Genomic DNA, 25,440 nt, shown 5'->3' on the forward strand with positions numbered 1-25,440 from the left:
TCCCTTTCGCTTTACGCCACAAGTATCGGCAGAAACAATAAAGCCGCCTCAAGGGCGGCTTTATCTGGGCAAACACCGAGGTGTTTACTTCTTGTGCAGGAACTTGCGTGCCGCAGCAATCTCGGCCGCCATGATGGCGATTTCGGATTGGATCTTCGCAATGTCGAGTTCGCTCTTGGCGTTCTTCAAAGCTTCTTCCGCAGCCTGCTTGGCTTCGTTGGCTTTCTCTTCGTCCAGGTCTTTGCCGCGGATCGCGGTGTCGGACAGCACGGTCACGCCGTGGGGTTGGACTTCCAGAATGCCACCGGCGACGAACACGAATTCCTCGCTGCCATCAGCCTTTTCAATGCGCACCGAGCCAGGCTTGATGCGCGTGATCAGGGGAGTGTGGCGGGGATAGATTCCCAACTCGCCCGCTTCACCAGGAAGTGCAACAAAGCGCGCTTCACCGGAGAAGATGGACTCTTCTGCACTGACCACATCAACGTGGATGGTGTTCATTTAGGCAACCTTTTTGGCTTTTTCGAAGGCTTCGTCGATGGTGCCGACCATGTAGAACGCTTGTTCCGGCAAGTGATCGCACTCGCCAGCCACAATCATCTTGAAACCACGGATGGTTTCAGCCAGTGTGACGTACTTGCCGGGCGAACCGGTAAACACTTCAGCAACGTGGAACGGTTGCGAGAAGAAGCGCTGAATCTTGCGTGCGCGGGCCACGACCAGCTTGTCATCAGGTGCCAGCTCGTCCATACCCAGAATCGCAATAATGTCGCGCAGTTCCTTGTAGCGCTGCAACATACCTTGCACGGCGCGAGCCGTGTTGTAGTGCTCTTCGCCAACCACTTTGGGGTCCAGCTGGCGGCTGGTGGAGTCCAGCGGATCCACAGCGGGGTAGATACCCAGAGAAGCGATGTCACGCGACAGAGCCACAGTGGAATCCAAGTGGGCAAAAGTAGTTGCAGGCGATGGATCGGTGTAATCATCCGCAGGAACGTAAACGGCCTGGATGGATGTGATGGAGCCAACCTTGGTGGAGGTAATACGCTCTTGCAGACGGCCCATTTCTTCGGCCAGCGTAGGCTGGTAGCCCACGGCGGAAGGCATACGGCCCAGCAGCGCGGACACTTCGGTACCGGCCAGTGTGTAGCGGTAGATGTTGTCCACGAAGAACAGAACGTCCTTGCCTTCGTCACGGAAAGATTCCGCAATGGTCAGACCGGTCAACGCAACGCGCAGACGGTTTCCTGGGGGTTCGTTCATCTGGCCGTACACCATCGCCACTTTGGACTTGGGCAGGTCTTCCAGATTCACAACGCCGGAGTCGGCCATCTCGTGGTAGAAGTCGTTACCTTCACGGGTACGCTCACCCACACCAGCGAACACGGACACGCCGCTGTGCGCCTTGGCGATGTTGTTGATCAGTTCCATCATGTTCACGGTCTTGCCCACACCGGCACCACCGAACAGACCGACCTTACCGCCCTTGGCGAACGGGCAAACCAGGTCAATCACCTTGATGCCGGTTTCCAGCAGTTCTTGCGATGGGCTCAATTCGTCGTATGTAGGAGGCTTGCGGTGAATAGACATGTGCATCGCTGCGTCCACAGGACCACGCTCGTCGATGGGCGCGCCGAGCACGTCCATGATGCGTCCCAGAGTCGCTTGACCCACGGGCACCATGATCGGCTTGTCGGTATTGAACACCATCATGCCGCGGCGCAGGCCGTCGGAAGAACCCAAAGCGATGGTACGGACGATGCCGTCACCCAGTTGCTGCTGAACTTCCAATGTCAGGGTCGAACCCTCCATCTTCAGCGCGTCATAGATGCCGGGCATCTTGTCACGGGGGAACTCGACGTCCACCACCGCGCCAATACACTGAACAATTTTTCCCTGAACTTGGGAGTTAGCTTGAGCCATTTTTCGCTCCAAAAATAAAATCTAAAACTATGTACTTGACCAATGCCCGCGCGGTTAAACCGCCGCCGCACCCGCCACGATTTCGGACAACTCTTTGGTGATCGCTGCCTGGCGGGTCTTGTTGTAGACCAGCTTCAGTTCGCCAATCACGCTACCGGCGTTGTCGGTTGCGGCCTTCATGGCCACCATGCGGGCCGATTGCTCGGACGCCATGTTTTCTGCAACCGCCTGGTACACCAGCGCTTCCACGTAACGGGTCAGCAACTCATCAATCACCGTCTGTGCATCGGGCTCATAGATGTAGTCCCACGCGTGGTTGGTGCCACTGGCTTGCGCTTCGGCTTCCATCACTGCGGCCGACAGGGGCAGCAGTTGCTGAATCACGGGCTCTTGCTTCATCGTGTTGATGAACTTGGTGTAGCACAGGTACACCGCGTTCACTTCACCCTTGACGTAGGCATCGAGCAGCACCTTGACGGGGCCAATCAGCTTGTCCAGATGCGGCGTATCGCCCAACTGGGTTGCATGCGATACGACCTTGGCGCCGACGCGATTCAGGAAGCCCAGGCCCTTGTTGCCAATCGCCACAGCTTGCGCCGAAACGCCTGCCGTTTGCAGATCACGCAACTTGCCGGTGACACCGCGCAGCACGTTGGTATTCATGCCGCCGCACAGACCCTTGTCTGTGGTGACGACGATGAAACCAGCCGACTTGGCGTCGTTGGTCTGCATGAAAGCATGCGTGTACTCGGGATTGGCTTTGCCAAGGTTGGCGGCGATATTGCGAATTTTTTCGCTATATGGCCGGGCAGCGCGCATCCGTTCCTGCGCCTTGCGCATTTTGGAGGCGGCCACCATTTCCATGGCCTTGGTGATCTTCTTGGTGTTTTCCACCGATTTGATCTTGCCGCGTATTTCCTTACCTGCTGCCATCGAGGACTCCTGGTCTGGTCAGAGGGATTTAAGCGAAAGTCTTCTTGAAAGCCGTGATAGCGGCATTCAATTCGGCTTCAGCATCCTTGTCCATGGCCTTGTCGGCTTCCAGCTTGGCCAGCAGGGCTGCGTGCTTGTCTTTGAGGTAAGCGTGCAGGCCGTGCTCGAAGGCCAGAACCTTCTTGACTTCGATGTCGTCCATGAAGCCCTTGTTCACTGCGAACAGGGTGGCACCCATCAGGCTGATGGTCAGCGGGCTGTACTGGGCTTGCTTCAGCAACTCGGTCACACGGGCACCGCGGTCCAGCTGCTTGCGGGTCGCTTCGTCCAGATCGGATGCGAACTGCGCGAACGCAGCCAATTCACGGTACTGCGCCAAGTCGGTACGGATACCGCCAGACAGGTTCTTCACCAGCTTCGTCTGCGCTGCACCGCCGACGCGGGACACCGAGATACCGGCGTTGATCGCAGGACGGATACCGGCGTTGAACAACGAGGTTTCCAGGAAGATCTGGCCGTCGGTGATCGAGATCACGTTGGTTGGCACGAAAGCGGACACGTCACCGGCTTGGGTTTCGATGATTGGCAGAGCGGTTAAAGAACCGGTCTTGCCCTTCACGGCGCCCTTGGTGAAGTCTTCCACGTACTTGGCGTTCACGCGCGCGGCGCGTTCCAGCAAGCGGCTGTGGAGATAGAACACGTCGCCAGGGTAGGCTTCACGGCCTGGTGGGCGGCGCAACAGCAGCGACACTTGGCGGTAGGCAACGGCTTGCTTGGACAGATCGTCATACACGATCAGCGCGTCTTCGCCGCGGTCGCGGAAGTATTCGCCCATGGTGCAACCGGAGTACGCAGACACGTACTGCATCGCAGCCGATTCAGAAGCGGTAGCCGCCACCACGATGGTGTACTCCATCGCGCCGGCTTGTTCCAGCGCGCGCACCACGTTCTTGACAGAAGAAGCCTTCTGACCGATCGCTACGTACACGCAGGTCATGTTCTGACCCTTCTGGTTGATGATCGCGTCGATAGCCACGGCAGTCTTGCCGGTCTGACGGTCACCAATGATCAGTTCGCGCTGGCCGCGGCCGACGGGAACCATGGAGTCGATGGACTTCAGGCCGGTCTGCATAGGCTGGCTAACGGATTCGCGGGCGATAACGCCTGGAGCGACCTTTTCGATCACGTCGGTCATCTTGGCGTTGATAGGACCCTTGCCGTCGATAGGCTGGCCCAGTGCATTGACCACGCGGCCTTTGAGCTCGGGGCCTACGGGCACTTCCAGAATGCGGCCGGTGCACTTGACCGTGTCGCCTTCGGAGATGTGCTCGTACTCACCCAAGATCACGGAACCAACCGAGTCACGCTCGAGGTTCAGTGCCAGACCGTAGGTGGGCAGACCGTCGGAACCTGCGGGGAATTCCAGCATTTCGCCGGCCATCACGTCGGACAAACCGTGGATGCGGCAAATACCGTCGGTCACCGAAACAACGGTGCCCTGATTACGGACGTCGCTGCTTGCGGTCAGGCCTTCAATACGGCTCTTGATCAGTTCAGAAATTTCTGCGGGATTGAGTTGCATGACTCTTTCCTTCTTTCTTTAGTTGGGCTTCACGACACAAGGCAAACGCCTCATGCGGAGAGAGCCACTTTCATTTGTTCCAGACGGGCCTTGACGGAGGTGTCAAGAACTTCGTCGCCTACCACCACACGAATGCCGCCAATCAGCGTTTCGTCAATTTCAACCGTTGCATTGAGCTTGCGACCAAAGCGTTTTTCCAGCGTGGCTGCCACATCGGCAACCGCAGCTGCGTCCATCGCGAAGGCGCTATAAATCACTGCGTCGCTGGAGCCGCTCTGGGAATTTTTCAATGCCCGGAACTGCGCAGCGATTTCGGGCAACGCGCTCAGACGGCCGTTGTCGATCACGGTGCGCAGGAAGTTCTTGGCCTGCTCCGACAGCGTGGACTTGGCCACACCAGAGAAGAGGTCAAACACCTGTGCGGAAGACACGTTGGGGTTGCCCGCAAACTGCTGCAGCTGGGCATTGCCGGCAATCGCTGCCAGCTCATCCACCCAAACCGCGGTAGCAGCCAAGTCCTTGGCAGATGCCTTGAACAGGGCTTCGGCGTAAGGGCGCGCAATCGTAGCGAGTTCAGCCATGACGTCCTCTTACAGCTCGGTCTTCAAGCGACCCAACAGGTCGGCATGAACGCTGGCGTTGACTTCCTTGCGGAGAATCTGCTCAGCGCCCTTGACGGCCAGTGCGGCGACCTGCTCACGCAGGGATTCGCGGGCCTTGACGGTTTGCTGTTCGGCTTCCACCTTGGCGGCAGCAACGATCTTGTTGCCCTCTTCGGTGGCTTTGGCCTTGGCTTCTTCAACGATGGCTTGGGCGCGGCGCTCGGCATCTGCCAGGCGTGCGGCTGTTTCGTTGCGCGACTTGGCCAGCTCGTCTTCTACACGCTTGTTGGCGTTGGAGAGTTCCGCTTTGGCCTTGTCGGCGGCAGCGAGGCCGTCGGCGATTTTGGATGCCCGTTCGTCCAGCGCAGCGGCAATGGGAGGCCACACGAATTTCATCGTGAACCACACCAGAATCGCAAATACGAGGATTTGAACGAACAGGGTTGACGTGATACTCACAGCAACGCCCTTTCAGTCAGTTGAGGGTTTGAGTGCTTACTTCAGCACGAAGGGGTTGGCGAACGCAAACATCATTGCGATACCAACGCCGATCAGGAAGGACGCGTCGATCAGACCGGCCAAAACGAACATCTTGCCTTGCAATTCGTTCATCAGTTCAGGCTGGCGAGCAGCAGCTTCGAGGTACTTGCTACCCATGATGCCGATACCGATACAGGCGCCGATAGCACCCAGACCAATGATCAAACCAGCTGCCAAAGCGACAAAACCAAGCACGTGTTCCATTTAGAGCTCCTATGGATTTAAGTTAACAAACAAGAAAAAGAAAAACTACCGACAAACTTTTAGTGGTGTTCGTGGGCTTGTCCCACATACACCAGCGTCAACATCATGAACACGAAGGCTTGCAGACCCACGATCAGAATGTGGAAAATGGACCAGACGGTACCGGCCAAAATATGGGCGATTGGCAGCATGATGCCGCTGGCCGACGCAGCCAGTGCGCTACCCATCAGGGCAATCAGCATGAACAGCAGTTCGCCTGCGTACATATTGCCGAACAACCGCATGCCGTGGGACACGGTCTTGGCGACGAACTCAATCATCTGGAAAATGAAATTGAAGGGCCACAGCACGGGGTGCGCGCCAAAGGGAGCAGTCACCAACTCATGCGCCCAGCCGCCCAGGCCCTTGATCTTGATGTTGTAGAAAATACAGACCAGCAGCACCGAGATCGACAGACCCAGCGTGATGGACAGATCAGCCGTAGGCACGACACGCTGATAAGCGTGGTGGTCACCGGACACGAATTGCCAGATCACGGGGATCAGGTCAACCGGCAAGAAGTCCATGGAGTTCAGCAGGAAAATCCAGACAAACACGGTCAGCGCAAAAGGCGCGACCAGCTTGCGGCTTTCGGCGTTGTGCACGATGCCCTTGGCCTGGGTGTCAACAAACTCGACCAGGAATTCAACCGCTGCCTGGAAACGGCCAGGAACGCCAGAAGTGGCATTTTTGGCAGCACGCCACAGAACGAAGCAACCCAGAACACCCAACAGGATGGACCACAGCAGCGAGTCGTAATGGATCACACCAAAATCGACCACGCCCGTGGCGGGGCGGTTTTGCCAATGCGTCAAATGGTGCGCAATGTATTCGCCGGCGTTGGGGCCTTGTTGTACAGCGTGTTCTTCAGCAGCCATCAGTTACTCGTATCAGTTACTTTTGCCGTTAAGCGTTACGTTTTGCACCGGGAGCGATTTGCGACCAAAGCGCAACGCCACCCAATACACCTTCATCGTTACCACCAGGCCCACCAGCATTGCCGGCCAGCTCAGGTTTTCTACTACGCGGTAGGCCGTGAACATCACGGCCACCGTCACCACAATCTTGACCAGCTCCCATACAAAGAAGCTCATTACCGCGCTGCCTGCGTTGGCCGAGGCAAACCGCCCCGTCACTCCACGGGCAAACAATGCTCCCGGAATAACCACCGCCAAGGCGCCGAATCCTGTAGACCAGGCGACTGTCGACTTGCCCGTAATCCCCCAGGCTGCCAGAGTTACCAGAACCCCGACCAGAATCTGACCCGCAACCACCCACCAAGGGGATACGGAGGGGTTTTGCTCTCGCAGCGCTTGCGCCTGCTCGGCCGTCAAAGGAACAAAATCCGAAGATTCTTTCGATGCGTCGTCTTCCGGCTCTGCAATGGGCGCAAGTATGGACATATCTGATTACACCCAGTTTACAGGCCGGTTACAAAGCACAGCCCACGATTATACGTAGAAACCCACCCCGGCCCAAGCCCCTTCGGGCAAAATTTGCACCTTGACAGTGCCAATCGGGCGCAACTGCGATAATTTGGGCATGCCAGATTTACCCACACCGCCCGCGATGCCGGAAATTCCACCGCAAGAGTCCCTGATCCAGTATCCATCGCAATTCCCGATCAAAGTGATGGGGCAAAAGGTCGACGGCCTGGTGCACGCGATCACCCAGATAGCGCTGGCATTTGATCCAGCTTTCGATGCGTCCACCATCGAGCTGCGCGAAAGCAAGGGCGGCAACTATCTGGGCGTGACCATCACCATCACCGCCACCAGCCGCGAGCAGCTCGACGAGCTGTATCGCACGCTCAGCACCCACCCGATGGTCAAGGTGGTGCTCTAGTTTGGAAACCCCGGAAATTCGGCATCTCGGCTGCGTGGACTACCTGCCCACCTACGCCGCGATGCAGGAATTTACCAGCCAAAGAGGTCCGCAAGGCGCACAGGATTTGCGTGACCAGCTATGGATTTGTGAGCATCCGCCGGTCTATACCCAAGGCCTGGCCGGCAAACCCGAGCACATCTTCCTGCCTGGCGACATTCCCGTGGTGCAGACCAACCGCGGTGGCCAGGTGACGTACCACGGCCCCGGACAGGTGGTGGCCTACCCGCTGATCGACCTGAAGCGCGCCGGCTATTTCGTCAAGGAATACGTCTACCGGATTGAAGAAGCCGTCATCAAGACGCTTTTTCACTTTGGCATCACAGGCCACCGCGTAGCAGGCGCGCCGGGTATCTATATAAGACTGGACGACCCGGCCGGCCACACGCCGCTCGCGCAGAGGCCCCAAAAAGGTGCGACTGGCGCCAACACCCCCGACTTCACGGGCCTGGGCAAGATTGCTGCGTTGGGCATCAAGGTCAGCCGCAACTGCACTTACCACGGCGTCGCGCTCAACGTCGCGATGGACCTGGAACCCTTCTCGCGTATCAACCCTTGCGGCTATACCGGGCTGCAAACCGTGGACCTTTCTACAATCGGTGTAAATGTTGGCTGGCAAGAAGCGGCTGACGTGTTGGGCCACAAGCTCGCAACCTACCTCGCGCCCTGACGGCGCACGCCCCATGAGCCACGAAGACACCACCGTTCAATCCGCCACCAACGCCACCGTGCGTGAAGTGCAGTCGCTGGACGACTACAAGGCCACTGACAAGCAAAAGGCCGCGGCCAAGCTGTCGCGCATTCCGGTCAAAGTGGTGCAGGGCGAGATTCTGAAAAAGCCTGAGTGGATCCGCGTCAAGGCCGGCAGCCCCACTACCCGCTTCTATGAAATCAAGGACGTATTGCGCGCCAACAAACTGGTGACGGTGTGCGAGGAAGCCAGTTGCCCCAACATCGGTGAATGCTTTGGCAAGGGCACTGCCACCTTCATGATCATGGGCGACAAGTGCACGCGCCGCTGCCCGTTTTGCGATGTCGGCCATGGCCGCCCCGACCCGCTGGATGTGAACGAGCCCGACAACCTGGCCAAGACCATCGCCCAGCTCAAGCTCAACTACGTGGTTATTACCAGCGTGGACCGCGACGACCTGCGCGACGGCGGCGCCGGCCACTTTGTCGAATGCATACGCAAGACGCGCGAACTCTCGCCGCGCACGCAGATTGAAGTGCTGGTGCCCGACTTCCGCGGTCGCGACGACCGCGCACTCGAAATCCTGAAAGCCGCGCCGCCGGACGTGATGAACCACAACCTGGAAACCATCCCGCGCCTCTACAAGGAAGCGCGCCCGGGATCGGACTACCAGTTCTCGTTGAACCTGCTGAAGAAGTTCAAGGCGTTGTTCCCCGATGTGCCGACCAAGAGCGGCCTGATGGTGGGTCTGGGTGAAACCGACGAAGAAATTCTGGAAGTGATGCGCGACATGCGCGCCCACAACATCGAGATGCTGACGATTGGCCAGTACCTTTCGCCGTCGACATCCCACCTGCCGGTGCGCCGCTATGTGCACCCCGACACCTTCAAGATGTTTGAGGCTGAGGCGTACAAAATGGGATTCAAGCACGCCGCGGTCGGTGCGATGGTGCGTAGTTCGTACCACGCTGATCAGCAAGCCGGGCACGCAATGGGGCTCTGAGCCACCCAGGAGGAGAGCATGAAGAAGTCAGACGCAGGCGAAAGCTTGCCCGCATCGGAACTCATCTCGGAAAAAATTGCCACGCTCGGAGGCTGGCGCGGCGACACCCTTGCAAGGATGCGCAAACTGATCCAGCAGGCAGACGCGGACGTCGTCGAAACCTGGAAATGGATGGGCACACCGGTCTGGGAGCACGACGGCATCATTTGCACCGGCGAATCTTACAAAGACAAGATCAAGCTCACCTTCATCAAGGGTGCTTCGCTGAAAGACCCAACCAGTCTCTTCAACTCCAGCCTGGACGGGAACGCACGCCGGGCGCTGGACATCTTTGAAGGCGATGACGTGGATGCGACAGCCTTCAAGGCGCTGATTCGCGAAGCGGTTGCGCTCAACAGCGCTGGCAAGACCAAGCCTGTGAAAAAAGCCAAGGCCTGAGCCCGTAGGCGCCGTCCTACGGACAAAGCCAGCCTGCGCCTATGGCAACCATGCCCTACCGCACGCACGATAGCCTTCTTACCTCGAAAGGAGCGCAGCATGCAAACTTCCAGCAAAACACTTGTCGATCTGGAGACAAAGTTCTGGCAATCCATGGTTGATCAGGATACTGATACGGCCCTTGAATTACTGCATGAACCCGCATTGATGGTCAGCGCCCACGGCGCCATGAAGTTTGACCACGCGGGTTATCGCAAGATGGCTGAGCAAGGCTCGAGCACCGTGACCGCCTTTTCGCTGAGCGACATGGAGGTCGTGTTCCCCGACGATACGACGGCGATCCTGACGTACCACGTCAAACAGAAAATCTCGCCACGCGGAAATGGCAAGGCCGTCACGCAGGAGATGAACGACACATCGACTTGGATTCAGAAGGGCGCTAACTGGCAGTGCGTGATGCACACCGAAACGCCGGTTGACACCAAGAAGGTCGCGCACTGACGCAGCCGTTCAGACGGGTTTGCGAAACCCGCCCTCCGCCCAGGCCACAGCGCTGTTGCGGTTCAGCTTGAACGATGGCGTTACGCGCACTTCCGCCAACAAGTCATCACCTTCGTCCCGGGCGCTGAGTACCGCTGAAGGGTTGTCTTCATCGGGCTCGATGTCCAGATACACCGTGATGCGGACGTTGCCTGCCGTCACAGCAATGCTCTGGTGCAGCGATGCATGCAGTTGCTGCTCACTACGGCGCACGAACTCAGACGCAGTTTTGACCAGCGTGCTGAACGCATTGCCATCCAGCGGTTTGGGGTTCTTCTTGTCGCGGCCCATGGTCCAGGGGCCAACCAATGCGGGTTCGGCCTGGCCGTCTCTGGTCATCGCGACGGCCCAACCGTCGTCATCGTCGTTTTTGATGACCTGCGCGGTCCAACCGTCGCTGACCCATCTGCGGGGTTCCTGAATTTTTTCTGGGGTATCTGTCACGGGAATCCGTCGTTAAAAAGGCACGTACTATCGTGCGAATGAAGTCTGCATCCATTCTCGCACTGGGCGCGATTGCGCTATGGGCCACTTTGGCGCCGCTAGGCGTATCGCTGCAACATGTGCCACCGTTTTTGCTGACCGGGCTGGGTCTGCTGGTGGGCAGCCTGATTGGCTTGCCGCTGTCGGGCTTCAAACTCTCCGCATGGCGGGTACCACCCGCAACCCTGGCCCTCGGCGTCTACGGCCTGTTTGGCTTTCACTTCCTGCTGTTCATTGCACTGCGCCACGCGCCGCCCGTACAGGCCAATCTGGTGAACTACCTGTGGCCCTTGGGCATTGTGTTGATGGCTCCACTGTTCTTGCCCGGCATGCGCTTGCGTGGCCTGCACATTGCGGCGGCGCTGCTCGGCTTTGCTGGCGCCGCACTGGCGATTCTCGGCGGACGCGATCTGCAAAGTGGCTTTGCCTGGGGCTACTTGCCTGCGCTGGCTTCGGCTTTCGTATGGGCCAGCTACTCGCTGTTGACCCAGCGCGTAACGCCCTTTCCTACCGCAGCCATTGGCTTGTTTGGCTTGGTGTCGGGCATGCTGTCGCTGCTGTGCCATGCGCTGCTGGAAGCGCCCGTGCATTTGATCGGAACGGATTGGATGCTGATTCTGGCAATGGGTCTGGGCCCGCTGGGTACGGCGTTCTATCTGTGGGACGCAGCGCTCAAGCGCGGCGACGCGCGGCAGATTGGTGTGCTGTCATTTCTGACGCCGCTGCTGTCCACGCTGGCGCTGCTGTGGGTGCGATCCGAGTCGCCCAGTCTGTCGGTAGCAATTGCCGCGGCGATGATTGTGGGCGCAGCGGTACTTGGGTCTCGCGCTGGTAAATAGGTGCCAAATAGGCCCCTAGGGCGCATGGGATGTGCGTGAGCAGCTACTCTTTTAGTAGCGCCCGGAAAAACTAAGGCGACGTCATCGCCAATGCCGGGTCTTCGGCATCGCGTACGCGCTGTGCCCAGGCCGCCAGCTTGGTCGTATCGGCGCGCAAGACCTCCTGCTTGACGGCCAGAATTTGCGCCGGATGCATGGAAAAACTGCGCAGACCCAGACCCAACAGCAAACGCGTCAGCGTCACATCGCCCGCCATCTCGCCACACACGGCAACATCTTTGCCCTGCGCCCGCCCTTGCGCAATCGTGTCGGCCACCAACCGCAACACAGCCGGATGCAGCGGGTCATACAAATGCGCGACCGATTCATCGGCACGGTCGATCGCCAGCGTGTACTGGATCAGATCGTTGGTGCCAATCGACAGGAAATCAAAGTACTTCAAAAACAGCGGCAGGCTCAGTGCCGCTGCCGGAATTTCAATCATGGCGCCCAGCTTGACCGCGCCATAAGGAATGCCGCGGTTGTCGAGCGTGGCACGGGCATGGTCGATGTGCGCCAGCGTCTGGCGGATCTCGCGCGCATGCGCCAGCATCGGCACCAGCAGGTGCACTTGCCCGTGGGCGGCAGCGCGCAGGATGGCGCGCAGCTGCGTCAAAAACATCGCCGGATCGGCCAGGCACCAGCGGATCGCACGCAGGCCCAGTGCCGGGTTCAGGTGTGCATCGTCGCGTAGCGAGCTGTCCAGCGGTTTGTCGGCGCCCACGTCCACCGTGCGAATCGTGACCGGCAGGCCGCGCATGCCTTCGACGGCTTTTTTGTAGGCCTGGTACTGCTCTTCTTCATCAGGCAACTGGCCCTGGCGACCCATGAACAGGAACTCGCTGCGAAACAGGCCCACGCCCAAAGCGCCGGCCTTGAGTGCCAACGCCGCATCGTCCGGCATTTCGATGTTGGCCAGCAACTGCACCTTCTCGCCGTCCATCGTGACCGCGGGGGTGTGCAACAGACGCTGCAAGCGGCCGCGCTCCAGCTCGCCCTGGCGCTGTTTGAAACCGTACTCGGCCAGGATGATGGGAGAAGGGTCGACGATGACCACACCAGCATCGCCGTCGATGATGATCCAGTCGTCCTGGCGCACCAACTGGCTCGATGTGCGCGCGCCGACCACAGCCGGGATGTCCATGCTGCGCGCAACGATCGCGGTGTGCGAAGTCTTGCCGCCGACATCCGTAATGAAACCGGCGAACACGCTTTGCTTGAACTGCAGCATGTCGGCGGGTGACAGATCGTGCGCGATCAGCACCAGTGGCACGTCCACCGTATCGTCCAGCAGCAAGTCCTGCTGTGACGCTTTGCGCGGGCCATGCGGGTGCACGGTGAGGGGCGAGGCACTGCCCTTCATCGCCCGCAGGATGCGCTCTGCAATCTGTTCCAGATCGGCCTTGCGCTCGCGCAGGTATTCGTCTTCCATTTCGTCGAACTGGCGCGCGATGATTTCTAGTTGGGTGGTCAGCGCCCACTCGGCGTTGTACAGGCGCTCGGTGATCCAGCGTTTGACGCCACCGACCAGCTCTGCGTCCTGCAGCAGCATCAGGTGCACATCCAGGAGCGCGCCCAACTCGTGCGGCGCTTCCTTGGGGCCCATGTGCGTGATGGTTTCTTGCAGCCGGTGGATCTCGTCGACCACCGCATCGCGCCCGATGCGTACCCGGTCAATCTCGGCGTCGACCTGGTCTGCAGCAATGAAGTAGTGCGCCACATCCACACGGCTGGACGCCACCAGCACCGCGCGCCCGATGGCAACGCCGCGCGATACCGTCAGACCCTGGATCGCAAAGGTCACTCGCCCTCTCCGAAGCGGTCCGCAATCAAAGCCAGGAGCGCCTCCATCGCCTCTTCTTCGCGATCACCAGACGTCTCCAGGCTGACTTCTGAGCCAATGCCTGCGGCCAGCATCATCACGCCCATGATGCTCTTGGCGTTGACCTTGCGGTCGCCACGCGCCATCCAGACTTCACACGGGAAGCTGCCCGCCATCTTGGTGAGTTTGGCGGAGGCGCGGGCGTGCAGGCCCAGCTTATTGACTATGGTCGTGTTGCGATTGATCATGGGGATTTCTTGCCTGATTCTGGGGTGCGGTGACGGCCACTTGCATGATGCCCTGGGTGCCACCGGCTTGCGCGCGGGCGACCAGGATATCCAGCGCTTCGTGCCGGTAATTGATGGTGCGCAACAGCATGGGCAGATTGACGCCTGCGACCAGCCGGGCGCTGATGCCGTCCACCACCTTTTGCGCAACGTTGCACGGCGTTGCACCAAACACGTCTGTCAGCACCAGCGTTTGTGGCGTGTTCAGTTGTGCCAGCAACGCCTGGGCCTGGGCCTGCGTAGCCTGCGTGGAAGACTCGGGCGCCACGTCCAGCGCAAGCACACCCACTGCCGCATCCGGGAACACATGCAACACACAGGCACGCAGGGCACTTGCCAGCGGTGCGTGCGCAATGATGAGGATGCCGGTGTTCATGGGATGGGTAGGGGTGGTTGTCGCTGATTATGGCGTCTTTGCCCGTAGAAAATGCAAGTATGCCGCGATGCAACACAAGCCGAAGATGCCCATTGCACCTTGATACGCCACTACTTCTGCGCAACCGAGCGCGCGGAATGCGTCGATCAGCAGACCTACGCCCCACTGCACACAGAAGATGCCGCTGAAAATCATCAGATTAAACGCCGACAGTGCGCGCCCGGCCAGCGCCGCCGGAAATGCCATACCCACCGCAGGCTGTGCCAACGCAACCACGGTACAACTCACACAATACAAGATCAAAACGGCTGCAGTGCCCGCAGGGAAAGCGTGAGCAGCTCCTATAAGAATAGCAAGCAGAGTGAGCGACAAAGGGGTTCCCCAGGCGATTAGCCGCTCCGCCTTGAGCCCACGGCGCTCCAGCCAGGGGTTGGCCCAACCCCACAGCAGATAAGACACCAGCATGGCGATGTTGATCCAGAACAAACCCGTCGCTGCCTGCAGTGCGCTATAGCCACCCACCTTCACCATCCACGGCGCGGCCCACAAGGTCTGCACCGCAACCAGACCGCCGTAGTTGAAAAAGCCCAGCGGCGCCATTTTCCGGAAGTAGGGGTTGGCCCAGACTTCTGCATAACCGCGTGATGGCGCAGCGCCTGTTTGCGGTGTGGCGGACGCCCATGTTGGGATCTGCCACGCAATCAACAGCGCAGCAGCCGCCAACAGAACAGCCAGCCCTACGAATATCGGCCGCCAGCCGTATAGCGGCAGCAGCCACTGCACCGGCAAGGTCGACGCCACAAAACCCAGCGCACCGGCCGTCAGCATCCATGAGTTCGCGCGCAGTTGCTGGCTGGGCTCCAGCCAACGCCGGTAGCCCGTCAGCGGCGCCATCAGGCAGGCGCCGACACCTACACCCGTCAGCATTCGCGCGGCCAACAGCCCCCAAAAACTGGTTGCCCAGGCAAAGGCCAAACAGGCCAGTGCCGCGATGCTGAGCAGCGCACACTGCACGCGCCGCGGGCCAAAGCGATCCAACCAGTTACCCAATGGCAATTGGGTTGCGGCAAAGCCCAGAAAATACCCGCCAGCCAACAAACCGAGATCGCGTGCGTTCAGTTGCAACTCGGCCACCAGCGTAGGCGCCAGCGTCGCCGTGATCGCGCGGATCAGGGTTGATAAAAAGTAGGCGCAGGCGAAGACTGCAAATACGACCATCGATTTGCGCCAGGGCAACGGCTCGCTCATTGCAGCTTCAGGTCAATCAGGAACGGCTCTGTCATGTCGTTGCCTATGCGCGGCGCATAGACCGCCAACAGAATCACCTCGTGGCTGCCGGTCTGCCAGAGAAAGTGCGCCTGCATCGCACTGCCGTCCCGGGCCTTGCCCTGCCCCGTCGCTGCCAGTGATTTGCCCTTGGGTGGCGGCGCCGCAGCCTGGCTTTGCATCGCATCGCCCAGGCTTGCCATGCTGGCGCGGTACCAGTTTTCCAGCGTGGCTTGCTGCTCAGCAGGCGGAATTTCCACTCGGCTGGCAGCAAACAAGGCGCCAGCTGCTTCGCAACCCACCATTTCCATGTTCATTTGCTTTGCGCCCAACTGCACCGGCCGTTGCGCGCGATCAGGTTTGCAAGGCAGCATCACCTTGGCGCTGCCCAGCGGCACTTCACGCCAGTTCAACGCGGGGGAACAGCCCAACGTGAGCAGCGCAGCAGATGCCGCCAGCGCTGAAACGAGGCTACTGCAACGCACCAAAAACCTTGCTCAACAACGCACTGCCGTACTTGCCAGGGTTTTGGCGCAATTCCCGCTCTTCCTGGCCAATCATGTAGTAGAGCCCGTCCAGCGCCTTGTCGGTCACGTACTTCTGGATGTTGGCGTCTTCCCTTTTCACCAAGCCCATGTCGGCGCCCTTACCCGCCAACTGGTTGTACTTTTGCGCGAGCCCCACTTTCTCGGTGGCCTTGGTGACCACAGGCAGAAACTGCACCGTCAAATCACCGCGCGTCTTTTGCGCAAAGAACTGCGTCGCACCCGTGTCGCCACCCGACAGGATGGCTTTGGCGTCCTGAATGCTCATGCTTTTGACAGCCTTGACCAACAGCGGCTGCGCCATCGGCACGGCGGCTTCTGCGCCGCGGTTCATGGAGGTAATCAGCGCGTCGATCTGCTCGCCCTGACCCAGCGTACGCAATAGCTTGGCGGCATTTTCCAGTGCCGGAGGCAGCTGGATTTGAACCTTGGGGTTGCCCAGAAAGCCGTCCTTTGCGCCCAGCGTCTTGACCGCTTGGGCCGCGCCTTTTTCCAGTGCAGTGCGCAATCCGGCACTGGCGTCCGCATTGCTCAGGCTGGCCAGATCCAGCGCATCAGCGCGCATGTGGGTCAGCGCCAATAGCGCGCCCAAAGAAACGGAAAGGCCTGTGAATTCACGTCGTTGCATGGCACATCTCCTCGATGTCATTTTTTCCCAATCCGCATGGTAGCCGCTCACACCAGATCCACGTCCCCAAAACAGGTCGTCTGGCCGTGTAATATTTCACATGTGCCAACCCCTACCTCCATCGCCTCCCCCACCGTTGTAGTGCGCGCTGCCTCGGGCCCAGTTGATCTGGACGGCGTGCGCATGCTGTTTCGCGAATATGCAAACTCGCTGAAGGTGGATCTGTGCTTCCAGAACTTTGAAGACGAACTGCGCGACTTACCAGGCGAATATGCGATGCCACACGGCACGCTACTGCTGGCTACCGTCAATGGTGAGTTTGCTGGCTGTTGCGCGGTGCGCCCATTACATACGGTGGACTACGCCAACGCCTGCGAGATGAAGCGGCTCTATGTGCGCCCACAATTCCGGGGCCTGGGCCTGGGGCGCCAATTGTCCGAGGCCGTGCTGGACAGCGCGACCGCCAGCGGCTTTGATTGCATCTTGCTGGACACGCTGGACGACATGGAGTCGGCCCGTGCGCTGTACCAGGAGTTGGGCTTTGCGGAGATCCCCCCGTACTACTACAACCCGATAGCAGGCGCCCACTACCTGAAAGCAGACTTGGGTACACGCCGAGGTTGATTTCGGCGTATCCTTTTGGAATGTTCCGCCTTGGCGATCACTTTCACATTGGGAATCTGCGTAGTCCCCAGCTTTTGCTCGTATCCGTGCTGAGCGCATGTGGCGGCGGCGGTGGCGTGGGCCCGCCCGTGTCAACGACCGTCCCAGACCCTCCCTATGTCTCAGTTTCAGCACCTGATTGCGTCACGCCAACCAATTTGATCGCCGAGGCCGCCGACGCGCCTAAGAATGCTACGTTCATGCGCGTGCAACATATGGGAGATTTAGGCACAGACGAGCTCTCTGGCCAGATATCAAACGTTATAACCTGGCCGGTAGGCGATTTCACTGGCTTCTATCCCCCTGGCACACTAGTGCCCGAGGCACAGCGTGGCTATCGCAATGCGCCTCCCCCAGTTGCAGCCAGTGCATTTCAGCTCTCATGTGGGAGTGCCGGGTTTCTGATCAACACTTTTCAATTCAGCCACACTTTGCCGCTGGTGGGCGAAGGCCCCAGCATCAGCATCGCGCGCGAGTTGCAGCCTGAAGCCGGCCTGTTTCGCAATGCCACATCCACGATGATGTTTGAGGCGAACATCAATCTGAAGCATGTGCAATATCAAGCCCCTCACACTGGAGATGGCACCGCGCAGTTGAGTTTCTTCTATTACGCACGCGATACGACGACCAATACCCTGATTGCGCACTTGATTGAACTCTTTGACAGTCGCGCAATAGGGGTGAACGGGGTGGGCGGTGAGTCGGTGGGTTTCGACGAGCAGGTCTTCTTCGTCGCCAGCCCGATGCGCGCGACCGATGCCGCTGGCAATCCGGTCCGCTATGTGGTGGTCGGCCCGGGCTCCGACACGATGCATAATGTGGAAGCTTGGTCGCGACCAATTCTGTTCCGAGCACAAGTGCCGTACGAAAATTTCCGCCAAATGCTTCTACGGCTGAAAAGCGGGCCGCTTTCCAATATTTCTACGCGCCCTGAAGACTATCGGATCTTCGCGTTCGGAGTGCTCGGCGAGGTCTTCCCAGGCACCGGCACCGAGCACAACGTGGTTTTCGGTGCAAGCGTTACCGACCTTCGCCTTTCTCTTTCTAGCAATTAGCCGATTCGAAGTCCGACATCGAAGTCCGATAGAAACTTAGCGTCTTATGACCTACGCCTTGGCTTGCGCCAAAAGCGTTGCAGCATCGCTCACTTCGAACTTGCCCGGGCCTTCAACGTTCAGCGCCGTGACCTTACCGTCCTTCACCAACATCGAGTAGCGATTGCTGCGCAGACCCATGCCGCGGCCCGTCAGGTCCAGCGTCAGGCCAGTAGCTTGCGCAAAGGCAGCGCTGCCGTCAGCCAGCATGCGAACCTTGCCGTCGGTCTTCTGGTCACGTGCCCAGGCACCCATCACAAACGCGTCGTTGACGCTGACGCACCAGATTTCATCCACGCCAGCGGCCTTGAACTCTTCGACAGCGGCAACATAGCCCGGCACGTGCTTGGCGGAGCAGGTCGGCGTGAAAGCACCAGGCAAAGCAAACAGCGCAATGGTCTTGCCCGCGGTGGCTTTGGTCACGTCAATGGCGTTCGGCCCAATGCTGCAACCCTCGCCTTCAACTTCTGAATACTCCATCAATGTTGCGGATGGAAGGGTGTCACCAACTTTGATCATGTCTGCTCCTTGAGATTGGGTTTGTTAAAAGGTATTTGCACAAAGCAAAACGGCCCACATTGTGGGCCGTTTTTAGGTTCTCCGCAGAGAGTGCTGCAACAGTAATTAAACCGCTGCTGCTTTCTCTACCAAACGGGTAGCAACCCAGTTCTTGGTCTTGGAGATAGGACGGCTTTCGGTGATTTCAATCACGTCGCCCATGTGGTACTCGCCCTTTTCGTCATGGGCGTGGTACTTGCTCGACTTGGCAACAATCTTGCCATAGAGAGCGTGTTTTACACGGCGTTCGATCAAAACCGTAACGGTCTTGGAACGCTTGTCGCTGACCACCTTGCCAACCAAGGTGCGCTTGAGGGATTTTTTAGCTTCCGTCATTTATCGCTCCTTATTTGGCGGATTTGTCGGCGGATTGCTTTTGCACAAGAATGGTCTTGGCGCGAGCAATGTCGCGGCGCGCAATGCGCAGCGTACCGGTGTTGGTGAGTTGTTGCGTGGCTTTTTGCATACGCAGGCCAAAGTGGGCTTTTTGCAGCTCTTTGACTTCCGTTTTCAAGCCGGCAACGTCCTTGGTGCGCAGTTCAGCAGCTTTCGTCATTTCGATATCTCCTGAATTACTGGCCAATCATGCGTGCCACGAAAGTGGTACGCAGAGGCAGCTTGGCCGCAGCCAAACGGAATGCCTCGCGTGCCAGTTCTTCAGGCACACCGACGATTTCAAACACGATCTTGCCGGGCTGAATTTCAGCCACGTAGTATTCGGGGTTACCTTTACCGTTACCCATACGCACTTCAGCAGGCTTCTGGGAGATCGGCTTGTCAGGGAACACGCGAATCCAGATACGACCGCCACGCTTTACGTGACGGGAAATTGCACGACGTGCAGCTTCGATCTGGCGAGCCGTCAGACGGCCGCGATCAGTACATTTCAGACCAAAGTCACCGAATGCGACCGAGCTGCCTCGTGTCGCGATGCCGGTGTTACGGCCCTTCTGCTCTTTGCGGTATTTCCGGCGAGCGGGTTGCAACATGGTTATTCTCCTTTACCGTCAGCTGTTGCAGCTGGCGCGGCGACTTTGCGAACGCGCTTAACGGCGGGTTTGGTAGCGTCGACGCCAGAGGCCTCGACGGGCTTGTCGCTGCCATCAGCCGGTGCGGTGTTGCCACCGACAGGACGACGGGGAGCAGCACCGCGAGGCGCCGGACGGTCAGAACCAGGGCGTGCACCGCCACGGTCATCACGACGCGGGCCACGTGGGCGACGTTCTTCTTCGGCGCGGGGCTCAACGGCAGCCGGCAGGTCGTTACGACCCAGCGTGTCACCCTTGTAGACCCAGACCTTCACACCGATCACACCGTAGGTGGTCTTGGCTTCAGAAGTGCCGTAGTCGATATCAGCGCGCAGAGTGTGCAAAGGCACGCGGCCTTCACGGTACCACTCGGTACGTGCGATTTCGATGCCGTTCAGACGACCGGCAGACATGATCTTGATGCCCAAGGCGCCCAAACGCATGGCGTTTTGCATGGCGCGCTTCATGGCACGGCGGAACATGATGCGTTTTTCGAGCTGCTGCGTAATGCTGTCAGCGATCAGCTTGGCATCGATTTCGGGCTTGCGCACTTCTTCGATGTTCACTGCCACTGGCACACCGAGCTGCTTGCCCAGTTCGCGCTTCAGGTTTTCGATGTCTTCACCCTTCTTGCCGATCACCACGCCCGGACGGGACGAGAAGATCGTGATACGGGCGTTCTTTGCAGGACGCTCGATCAGGATGCGAGACACCGAAGCGTTCTTCAGTTTCAGCTTCAGGTACTCACGTACCTTGATGTCTTCAGCCAGCATGCCGGCGAAGTCACGGTTGTTCGCGTACCAGCGAGAGGACCAGTTACGGCTGATCGCCAGGCGAAAGCCGGTGGGGTGTATTTTTTGTCCCATATGTTCCTGGCCTCTTAGTTACCAACCGTCACGTACACATGGCACGTGGGTTTGCGAATTTGGTTACCGCGGCCTTTGGCGCGGGCCGTGAAGCGACGCAATGAAGCACCTTGTTCGACGTAGATGGTCTTGACCTTCAGTTCGTCGATGTCGGCACCGTCATTGTGTTCAGCGTTGGCGATCGCGGACTCCAGAACCTTCTTGATGATCACAGCAGCTTTTTTCTGCGTGAATTGCAAGATGTTCAGGGCTTGGTCCACTTTCTTGCCGCGAATCAGATCCGCGACCAGACGACCTTTGTCCACAGACAAACGGACGCCACGGAGGGTTGCACGTGTTTCCATGGTCAATCCTTATTTCTTCTGGACTTTTTTGTCCGCAGGGTGACCCTTGAAAGTACGGGTCAGAGCGAACTCACCCAACTTGTGGCCAACCATTTGATCGGTGATATAGACCGGGACGTGCTGCTTGCCGTTATGAACGGCGATCGTCAGACCGATGAAATCGGGCAGGATCATGGAGCGGCGCGACCAAGTCTTAATCGGCTTCTTGTCCTTGGTAGCAACAGCCTTTTCAGTCTTGGCTACCAGGTGGTGGTCCACAAAGGGACCTTTTTTGAGAGAACGAGTCATTTACCTACCCCTTACTTCTTGCGACGCGACACGATCATGACCTGCGTGCGCTTGTTGTTACGGGTACGGTAACCCTTGGTCAGATTACCCCAAGGATCGACTGCATGACGGCCTTCGCCAGTCTTGCCTTCGCCACCACCGTGTGGGTGGTCGACCGGGTTCATCACCACACCGCGAACGGTCGGGCGAATACCCATCCAGCGCTTGACACCGGCTTTACCCAGGCGACGCAGGCTGTGTTCTTCGTTGGCCACTTGGCCGATCGTTGCGCGGCAGTCGATGTGGACCTTGCGGACTTCACCGGAACGCATGCGAACCTGAGCGTAAGTACCTTCACGGGCCAGCAGGGTGGCAGATGTACCCGCGGAGCGGATGATCTGTGCGCCCTTACCAACTTGCAACTCTACGCAGTGGATGATGGAACCCACGGGAATGTTGCGAATCGGCAGCGTGTTGCCAACGCGGATAGGAGCTTCGGAACCATTCATGATGGTTGCGCCGACTTCCAGACCACGTGGAGCAATGATGTACGCGCGCTCGCCGTCTGCGTAACACACCAGAGCGATGTGCGCGGAACGGTTTGGATCGTATTCAATACGCTCGACCTTGGCAGGAATAGCATCCTTGTTGCGGACAAAGTCGACAACGCGGTAATGGTGCTTGTGCCCACCGCCCTTGTGACGGGTGGTGATGTGACCGTTGTTGTTACGGCCCGCTTTTTGGAACTGAGGTTCCAGCAAAGCAGCGTGCGGAGCACCCTTGTACAGGTGGTCACGCGAAATCTTCACCACGCCACGACGGCCTGGGGAAGTAGGTTTCATTTTAATGACAGCCATGATTACGCAGCCTCCCCACCGAGGTTGAGCTCTTGACCGGCCTTGAGCATGACGTAGGCTTTGCGAACATTGTCGCGACGGCCAACAGACTTGCCAAAACGCTTGGTCTTGCCTTTGGTGTTCACCACAGAGACGCCTTGCACCTCAACCTTGAACATCAATTCCACAGCGGCCTTGATTTCGGGTTTGGTAGCGTCTTGCAGTACTTTGAATGTCACGGCATTGGATTTTTCAGCAACCATGGTGGCCTTTTCGGACACGATGGGGGCAACCAGAACCTGCATCAAACGACCTTCGTCGTACTTGACTTTCGACGTGTTGTTCATACGGGCGCTCATGCGAACATCTCCTTGAGTGTGTCCATGGCAGCCTTGGTAACCAGCACCTTGCGGTAGTGCACCAGAGACACCGGATCGGCGTAACGGGGCTCAACCACCAGGATGTTGACCAGATTGCGGGAGGCCAGGTACAGGTTTTCGTCGACTTCATCGGCGATCACCAACACGGATTCCAGATTCATCGCCTTGAACTTGGCAGCCAGTGCCTTGGTCTTGGGAGAATCAACAGTCAGCGAATCAACCACTGCCAGACGACCTTCGCGGGCCAGCTGGGACAGGATGGAAGCCATACCAGCGCGGTACATCTTCTTGTTGATCTTCTGAGCGAAGTTTTCATCAGGCATGTTCGGGAAAATACGACCGCCTCCGCGCCACAGAGGCGAGGACGTCATACCAGCGCGAGCGCGACCGGTTCCCTTTTGCTTGAAAGGCTTCTTGGTGCTGTGATGGACTTGTTCGCGATCCTTCTGGGCACGGGTGCCCTGACGCGCGTTGGCCTGGAAGGCCACCACCACCTGGTGCACCAGGTCTTCGTTGTATGCGCGACCGAAAACAGTCTCTGGCGCTTCGTATTTGGAAGTAGCCTGACCTTGGTCATTCAGGAGTTCGAGCTGCATCAGTTCGCTCCTTTCGCTGTTGTGGACTTGGCTTTGACAGCCGGGCGAACGGTCACAAAACCGCCAGCAGATCCGGGGATAGCACCCTTGATGAGCAGCAATTGACGGGCTTCGTCAATGCGGAAGACATCGAGGTTCTGGGTTGTGACAATGTCATCACCGAGGTGACCTGTCATGCGCTTGCCAGGAAACACGCGGCCTGGATCTTGCGCCATACCGATAGAACCGGGCACGTTGTGCGAACGGCTGTTACCGTGCGACGCGCGCTGCGAGCTCATGTGGTGACGCTTGATGGTACCGGCGTAGCCCTTACCGATGGTTGTGCCTTGCACGTCCACCTTCTGGCCCACTGCGAACACATCTGCCACGGGGACAGTTGCGCCAGCTGCATATTTGGCAGCTGCATCAGCAGTAACGCGGAATTCTTGAATGATTTCACCAGCTTCAACGCCTGCTTTCGCAAGGTGGCCGGCAATGGGCTTGGTCACACGCGAAGCTTTGCGTGCGCCGAACGTTACCTGCAAGGCAACGTAGCCATCGTTCTCCTGGGTTTTCACCTGTGTCACGCGATTGTTGGACACGTCTACCACCGTAACAGGAACAGCGTCCCCGTCTTCGGTGAATAGGCGCATCATGCCAACCTTGCGACCCAGCAACCCTAAGTGATTGCTAAGACTCATTGTTTTCTCCGTAACTTCCACCGGTGCGACTGCAATTGGCAGCACCGTTTTTGCGTGAAAGACTGTTAATAAAACCCGAAGGACAGGTCATAGCCTGTCCAAGCGAGCCTGCGAGTATAACCCGCTCCTCAAAGTAGCGCAAGCCTGGATTTTCATCCAGACCTGCGCCGACCTATTACTGCAGCTTGATTTCTACGTCGACGCCAGCAGGCAGGTCGAGCTTCATCAAGGCGTCCACAGTCTTGTCCGTGGGATCCACAATGTCCATCAGACGTTGGTGGGTACGGATTTCGAACTGGTCACGACTGGCCTTGTTCACGTGGGGTGAACGCAGGATGTCGAAGCGCTTCATGCGGGTTGGCAGAGGCACGGGGCCCTTGACAATCGCGCCGGTGCGCTTGGCGGTGTCCACAATTTCAGCGGCCGACTGGTCGATGAGCTTGTAATCAAACGCCTTCAGACGGATACGGATTTTTTGCTTGGTAGCCATGATTGTTCCTTTGCTTACGCAATGATCTTGGCAACGACACCGGCGCCGACAGTACGACCGCCTTCGCGGATCGCGAAGCGCAGGCCTTCTTCCATGGCGATGGGGTTGATCAGCTTCACAGTGATCGACACGTTGTCACCAGGCATGACCATTTCCTTGCCTTCTGGCAACTCGATCGCACCGGTCACGTCCGTTGTACGGAAGTAGAACTGGGGGCGGTAGTTGTTGAAGAAAGGTGTGTGGCGGCCGCCTTCGTCCTTGGACAAGACATAGATCTCGCCAGTGAAGTGGGTGTGTGGCTTGATGGAGCCGGGCTTGCACAGCACTTGGCCGCGCTGCACGTCTTCACGCTTGGTGCCGCGCAGCAGGATACCGACGTTGTCGCCAGCTTGRCCYTGGTCCAGCAGCTTGCGGAACATTTCCACGCCAGTGCAGGTGGTCTTTTGGGTGTCAGCAATACCGACGATTTCGATTTCTTCGCCGACCTTGACRATACCGCGCTCAACACGGCCAGTCACCACGGTGCCACGGCCAGAGATGGAGAACACGTCTTCYACRGGCATCAGGAACGCGCCGTCAACAGCACGCTCTGGCAGGGGGATGTAGGTGTCCAGTGCGTCAGCCAGCTTCATGATGGCTTCTTCGCCCAGAGGACCCTTGTCGCCTTCCATGGCGAGCTTGGCAGAGCCGTGGATGATAGGAGTCTTGTCGCCTGGGAAGTCGTACTTGTCCAGGAGTTCGCGAACTTCCATTTCGACCAGTTCCAGCAGTTCAGCGTCATCCACCATGTCGCATTTGTTCAGGAACACGATGATGTAAGGAACGCCAACCTGGCGGGCCAGCAGGATGTGCTCGCGGGTCTGAGGCATTGGGCCGTCAGCTGCGGAGCAAACCAGGATCGCGCCGTCCATTTGGGCTGCGCCAGTGATCATGTTCTTCACATAGTCAGCGTGGCCGGGGCAGTCAACGTGGGCGTA

At 58.6% G+C, this 25,440-nt stretch carries 37 protein-coding genes; 8 read left to right on the plus strand and 29 right to left on the minus strand.

The window, feature by feature from the left end:
- Positions 1-84: 84 nt before the first annotated feature.
- Genes AC1DV6_RS14760 through AC1DV6_RS14800 form a run of 9 tightly spaced genes read right to left on the minus strand, consistent with a single transcriptional unit; the run spans position 85 to position 7,223 of the window.
- Positions 85-501: a F0F1 ATP synthase subunit epsilon gene (locus AC1DV6_RS14760; protein WP_477978660.1), complete on the minus strand. Its 417-nt coding sequence runs from the start codon at positions 499-501 to the stop codon at positions 85-87.
- Positions 502-1,920 carry a F0F1 ATP synthase subunit beta gene (atpD, locus tag AC1DV6_RS14765; protein ID WP_477978662.1) on the minus strand — a complete coding sequence of 473 codons (1,419 nt, stop codon included), beginning with the start codon at positions 1,918-1,920 and terminating at the stop codon, positions 502-504.
- Between the two features lie 54 nt (positions 1,921-1,974).
- Positions 1,975-2,853 (minus strand): F0F1 ATP synthase subunit gamma, encoded by an 879-nt coding sequence (gene atpG / locus AC1DV6_RS14770; RefSeq protein WP_477978664.1) that lies wholly within the window; start codon positions 2,851-2,853, stop codon positions 1,975-1,977.
- Positions 2,854-2,881: 28 nt separating this feature from the next.
- Positions 2,882-4,435, minus strand: coding sequence for a F0F1 ATP synthase subunit alpha (gene atpA / locus AC1DV6_RS14775; protein ID WP_477978666.1), 1,554 nt, complete (start codon positions 4,433-4,435; stop codon positions 2,882-2,884).
- Positions 4,436-4,485: 50 nt separating this feature from the next.
- Positions 4,486-5,016: a F0F1 ATP synthase subunit delta gene (locus AC1DV6_RS14780; RefSeq protein WP_477978668.1), complete on the minus strand. Its 531-nt coding sequence runs from the start codon at positions 5,014-5,016 to the stop codon at positions 4,486-4,488.
- A gap of 9 nt (positions 5,017-5,025) precedes the next feature.
- A complete protein-coding gene (locus AC1DV6_RS14785; protein WP_477978670.1) occupies positions 5,026-5,496 on the minus strand; it encodes a F0F1 ATP synthase subunit B in 471 nt (156 codons plus the stop codon).
- Between the two features lie 36 nt (positions 5,497-5,532).
- Entirely contained in the window at positions 5,533-5,781 is a 249-nt protein-coding gene (gene atpE, locus AC1DV6_RS14790; RefSeq protein WP_477978672.1) for a F0F1 ATP synthase subunit C, read from the minus strand.
- A 59-nt stretch (positions 5,782-5,840) separates the two neighbouring features.
- The gene (atpB, locus tag AC1DV6_RS14795; protein WP_477978674.1) at positions 5,841-6,698 is read right to left on the minus strand and encodes a F0F1 ATP synthase subunit A; all 858 of its coding nucleotides are present in this window, start codon (positions 6,696-6,698) and stop codon (positions 5,841-5,843) included.
- 12 nt (positions 6,699-6,710) lie between these two features.
- Entirely contained in the window at positions 6,711-7,223 is a 513-nt protein-coding gene (locus AC1DV6_RS14800; RefSeq protein WP_477978676.1) for an ATP synthase subunit I, read from the minus strand.
- Between the two features lie 139 nt (positions 7,224-7,362).
- Between AC1DV6_RS14800 and AC1DV6_RS14805 the strand changes: the two genes are divergently transcribed.
- From AC1DV6_RS14805 to AC1DV6_RS14825, 5 genes are all read left to right on the plus strand, one after another.
- Positions 7,363-7,665, plus strand: coding sequence for a YbeD family protein (locus AC1DV6_RS14805; RefSeq protein ID WP_477978678.1), 303 nt, complete (start codon positions 7,363-7,365; stop codon positions 7,663-7,665).
- A gap of 1 nt (position 7,666) precedes the next feature.
- Positions 7,667-8,374: a lipoyl(octanoyl) transferase LipB gene (gene lipB / locus AC1DV6_RS14810; RefSeq protein ID WP_477978680.1), complete on the plus strand. Its 708-nt coding sequence runs from the start codon at positions 7,667-7,669 to the stop codon at positions 8,372-8,374.
- A 13-nt stretch (positions 8,375-8,387) separates the two neighbouring features.
- Complete coding sequence (gene lipA, locus AC1DV6_RS14815) at positions 8,388-9,398, plus strand: lipoyl synthase (RefSeq protein WP_477978682.1); 1,011 nt, start codon at positions 8,388-8,390, stop codon at positions 9,396-9,398.
- An 18-nt stretch (positions 9,399-9,416) separates the two neighbouring features.
- Complete coding sequence (locus AC1DV6_RS14820; protein WP_477978684.1) at positions 9,417-9,836, plus strand: DUF1801 domain-containing protein; 420 nt, start codon at positions 9,417-9,419, stop codon at positions 9,834-9,836.
- 99 nt (positions 9,837-9,935) lie between these two features.
- Positions 9,936-10,337, plus strand: a complete 402-nt coding sequence (locus tag AC1DV6_RS14825) for a nuclear transport factor 2 family protein (RefSeq protein WP_477978686.1) — start codon at positions 9,936-9,938, stop codon at positions 10,335-10,337.
- A 9-nt stretch (positions 10,338-10,346) separates the two neighbouring features.
- Here AC1DV6_RS14825 and AC1DV6_RS14830 read toward each other — a convergent pair whose 3' ends face one another.
- Entirely contained in the window at positions 10,347-10,820 is a 474-nt protein-coding gene (locus AC1DV6_RS14830; RefSeq protein ID WP_477978688.1) for a hypothetical protein, read from the minus strand.
- Between the two features lie 38 nt (positions 10,821-10,858).
- Between AC1DV6_RS14830 and AC1DV6_RS14835 the strand changes: the two genes are divergently transcribed.
- Positions 10,859-11,698, plus strand: a complete 840-nt coding sequence (locus AC1DV6_RS14835; RefSeq protein ID WP_477978690.1) for a DMT family transporter — start codon at positions 10,859-10,861, stop codon at positions 11,696-11,698.
- A gap of 70 nt (positions 11,699-11,768) precedes the next feature.
- Here AC1DV6_RS14835 and ptsP read toward each other — a convergent pair whose 3' ends face one another.
- From ptsP to AC1DV6_RS14865, 6 genes are read right to left on the minus strand one after another with little or no spacing between them, the layout of a single operon-like run.
- Complete coding sequence (gene ptsP / locus AC1DV6_RS14840; protein WP_477978692.1) at positions 11,769-13,541, minus strand: phosphoenolpyruvate--protein phosphotransferase; 1,773 nt, start codon at positions 13,539-13,541, stop codon at positions 11,769-11,771.
- Complete coding sequence (locus AC1DV6_RS14845; protein WP_477978694.1) at positions 13,538-13,807, minus strand: HPr family phosphocarrier protein; 270 nt, start codon at positions 13,805-13,807, stop codon at positions 13,538-13,540. Before AC1DV6_RS14845 ends, ptsP begins: the two co-directional genes overlap by 4 nt.
- Positions 13,776-14,222 carry a PTS sugar transporter subunit IIA gene (locus AC1DV6_RS14850; protein WP_477978696.1) on the minus strand — a complete coding sequence of 149 codons (447 nt, stop codon included), beginning with the start codon at positions 14,220-14,222 and terminating at the stop codon, positions 13,776-13,778. Before AC1DV6_RS14850 ends, AC1DV6_RS14845 begins: the two co-directional genes overlap by 32 nt.
- Before the next feature lie 27 nt (positions 14,223-14,249).
- Positions 14,250-15,470 carry an MFS transporter gene (locus AC1DV6_RS14855; protein ID WP_477978698.1) on the minus strand — a complete coding sequence of 407 codons (1,221 nt, stop codon included), beginning with the start codon at positions 15,468-15,470 and terminating at the stop codon, positions 14,250-14,252.
- Positions 15,467-15,973: a hypothetical protein gene (locus AC1DV6_RS14860; RefSeq protein ID WP_477978700.1), complete on the minus strand. Its 507-nt coding sequence runs from the start codon at positions 15,971-15,973 to the stop codon at positions 15,467-15,469. Before AC1DV6_RS14860 ends, AC1DV6_RS14855 begins: the two co-directional genes overlap by 4 nt.
- Positions 15,960-16,661, minus strand: coding sequence for a DUF4197 domain-containing protein (locus AC1DV6_RS14865; RefSeq protein WP_477978702.1), 702 nt, complete (start codon positions 16,659-16,661; stop codon positions 15,960-15,962). Before AC1DV6_RS14865 ends, AC1DV6_RS14860 begins: the two co-directional genes overlap by 14 nt.
- 102 nt (positions 16,662-16,763) lie before the next feature.
- Between AC1DV6_RS14865 and AC1DV6_RS14870 the strand changes: the two genes are divergently transcribed.
- Together AC1DV6_RS14870 and AC1DV6_RS14875 are read left to right on the plus strand one after the other, a co-directional pair.
- Entirely contained in the window at positions 16,764-17,285 is a 522-nt protein-coding gene (locus AC1DV6_RS14870; RefSeq protein ID WP_477978704.1) for a GNAT family N-acetyltransferase, read from the plus strand.
- A 128-nt stretch (positions 17,286-17,413) separates the two neighbouring features.
- A complete protein-coding gene (locus tag AC1DV6_RS14875) occupies positions 17,414-18,379 on the plus strand; it encodes a hypothetical protein (RefSeq protein ID WP_477978706.1) in 966 nt (321 codons plus the stop codon).
- A gap of 51 nt (positions 18,380-18,430) precedes the next feature.
- On the opposite strand, the gene AC1DV6_RS14880 is transcribed toward AC1DV6_RS14875, so the two are convergent.
- The 13 genes from AC1DV6_RS14880 to tuf all read right to left on the minus strand — a co-directional run.
- Positions 18,431-18,937, minus strand: coding sequence for a redoxin family protein (locus AC1DV6_RS14880; protein WP_477978708.1), 507 nt, complete (start codon positions 18,935-18,937; stop codon positions 18,431-18,433).
- 105 nt (positions 18,938-19,042) lie between these two features.
- Entirely contained in the window at positions 19,043-19,312 is a 270-nt protein-coding gene (gene rpsQ, locus AC1DV6_RS14885; RefSeq protein ID WP_477978710.1) for a 30S ribosomal protein S17, read from the minus strand.
- Positions 19,313-19,322: 10 nt separating this feature from the next.
- Entirely contained in the window at positions 19,323-19,532 is a 210-nt protein-coding gene (rpmC, locus tag AC1DV6_RS14890) for a 50S ribosomal protein L29 (RefSeq protein WP_477978712.1), read from the minus strand.
- A gap of 16 nt (positions 19,533-19,548) precedes the next feature.
- Positions 19,549-19,965: a 50S ribosomal protein L16 gene (gene rplP / locus AC1DV6_RS14895; protein ID WP_029708121.1), complete on the minus strand. Its 417-nt coding sequence runs from the start codon at positions 19,963-19,965 to the stop codon at positions 19,549-19,551.
- 2 nt (positions 19,966-19,967) lie between these two features.
- Complete coding sequence (rpsC, locus tag AC1DV6_RS14900; protein ID WP_477978714.1) at positions 19,968-20,870, minus strand: 30S ribosomal protein S3; 903 nt, start codon at positions 20,868-20,870, stop codon at positions 19,968-19,970.
- 14 nt (positions 20,871-20,884) lie between these two features.
- Positions 20,885-21,214 carry a 50S ribosomal protein L22 gene (gene rplV, locus AC1DV6_RS14905; RefSeq protein WP_075585605.1) on the minus strand — a complete coding sequence of 110 codons (330 nt, stop codon included), beginning with the start codon at positions 21,212-21,214 and terminating at the stop codon, positions 20,885-20,887.
- Positions 21,215-21,223: 9 nt separating this feature from the next.
- A complete protein-coding gene (gene rpsS / locus AC1DV6_RS14910) occupies positions 21,224-21,502 on the minus strand; it encodes a 30S ribosomal protein S19 (RefSeq protein ID WP_094476242.1) in 279 nt (92 codons plus the stop codon).
- 11 nt (positions 21,503-21,513) lie between these two features.
- Positions 21,514-22,338 carry a 50S ribosomal protein L2 gene (rplB, locus tag AC1DV6_RS14915; protein ID WP_477978716.1) on the minus strand — a complete coding sequence of 275 codons (825 nt, stop codon included), beginning with the start codon at positions 22,336-22,338 and terminating at the stop codon, positions 21,514-21,516.
- A gap of 2 nt (positions 22,339-22,340) precedes the next feature.
- Positions 22,341-22,664 (minus strand): 50S ribosomal protein L23, encoded by a 324-nt coding sequence (gene rplW / locus AC1DV6_RS14920; protein WP_477978726.1) that lies wholly within the window; start codon positions 22,662-22,664, stop codon positions 22,341-22,343.
- An 8-nt stretch (positions 22,665-22,672) separates the two neighbouring features.
- Positions 22,673-23,293 carry a 50S ribosomal protein L4 gene (gene rplD, locus AC1DV6_RS14925; protein WP_477978718.1) on the minus strand — a complete coding sequence of 207 codons (621 nt, stop codon included), beginning with the start codon at positions 23,291-23,293 and terminating at the stop codon, positions 22,673-22,675.
- Positions 23,293-23,973, minus strand: coding sequence for a 50S ribosomal protein L3 (gene rplC, locus AC1DV6_RS14930; protein WP_477978720.1), 681 nt, complete (start codon positions 23,971-23,973; stop codon positions 23,293-23,295). Before rplC ends, rplD begins: the two co-directional genes overlap by 1 nt.
- A gap of 175 nt (positions 23,974-24,148) precedes the next feature.
- A complete protein-coding gene (gene rpsJ, locus AC1DV6_RS14935) occupies positions 24,149-24,463 on the minus strand; it encodes a 30S ribosomal protein S10 (protein WP_029708110.1) in 315 nt (104 codons plus the stop codon).
- 14 nt (positions 24,464-24,477) lie between these two features.
- The coding region (tuf, locus tag AC1DV6_RS14940; protein WP_477978722.1) for an elongation factor Tu at positions 24,478-25,440 on the minus strand (963 nt) is incomplete at its 5' end.

It is taken from the genome of Rhodoferax sp. P2_H8_2, from assembly GCF_056403235.1.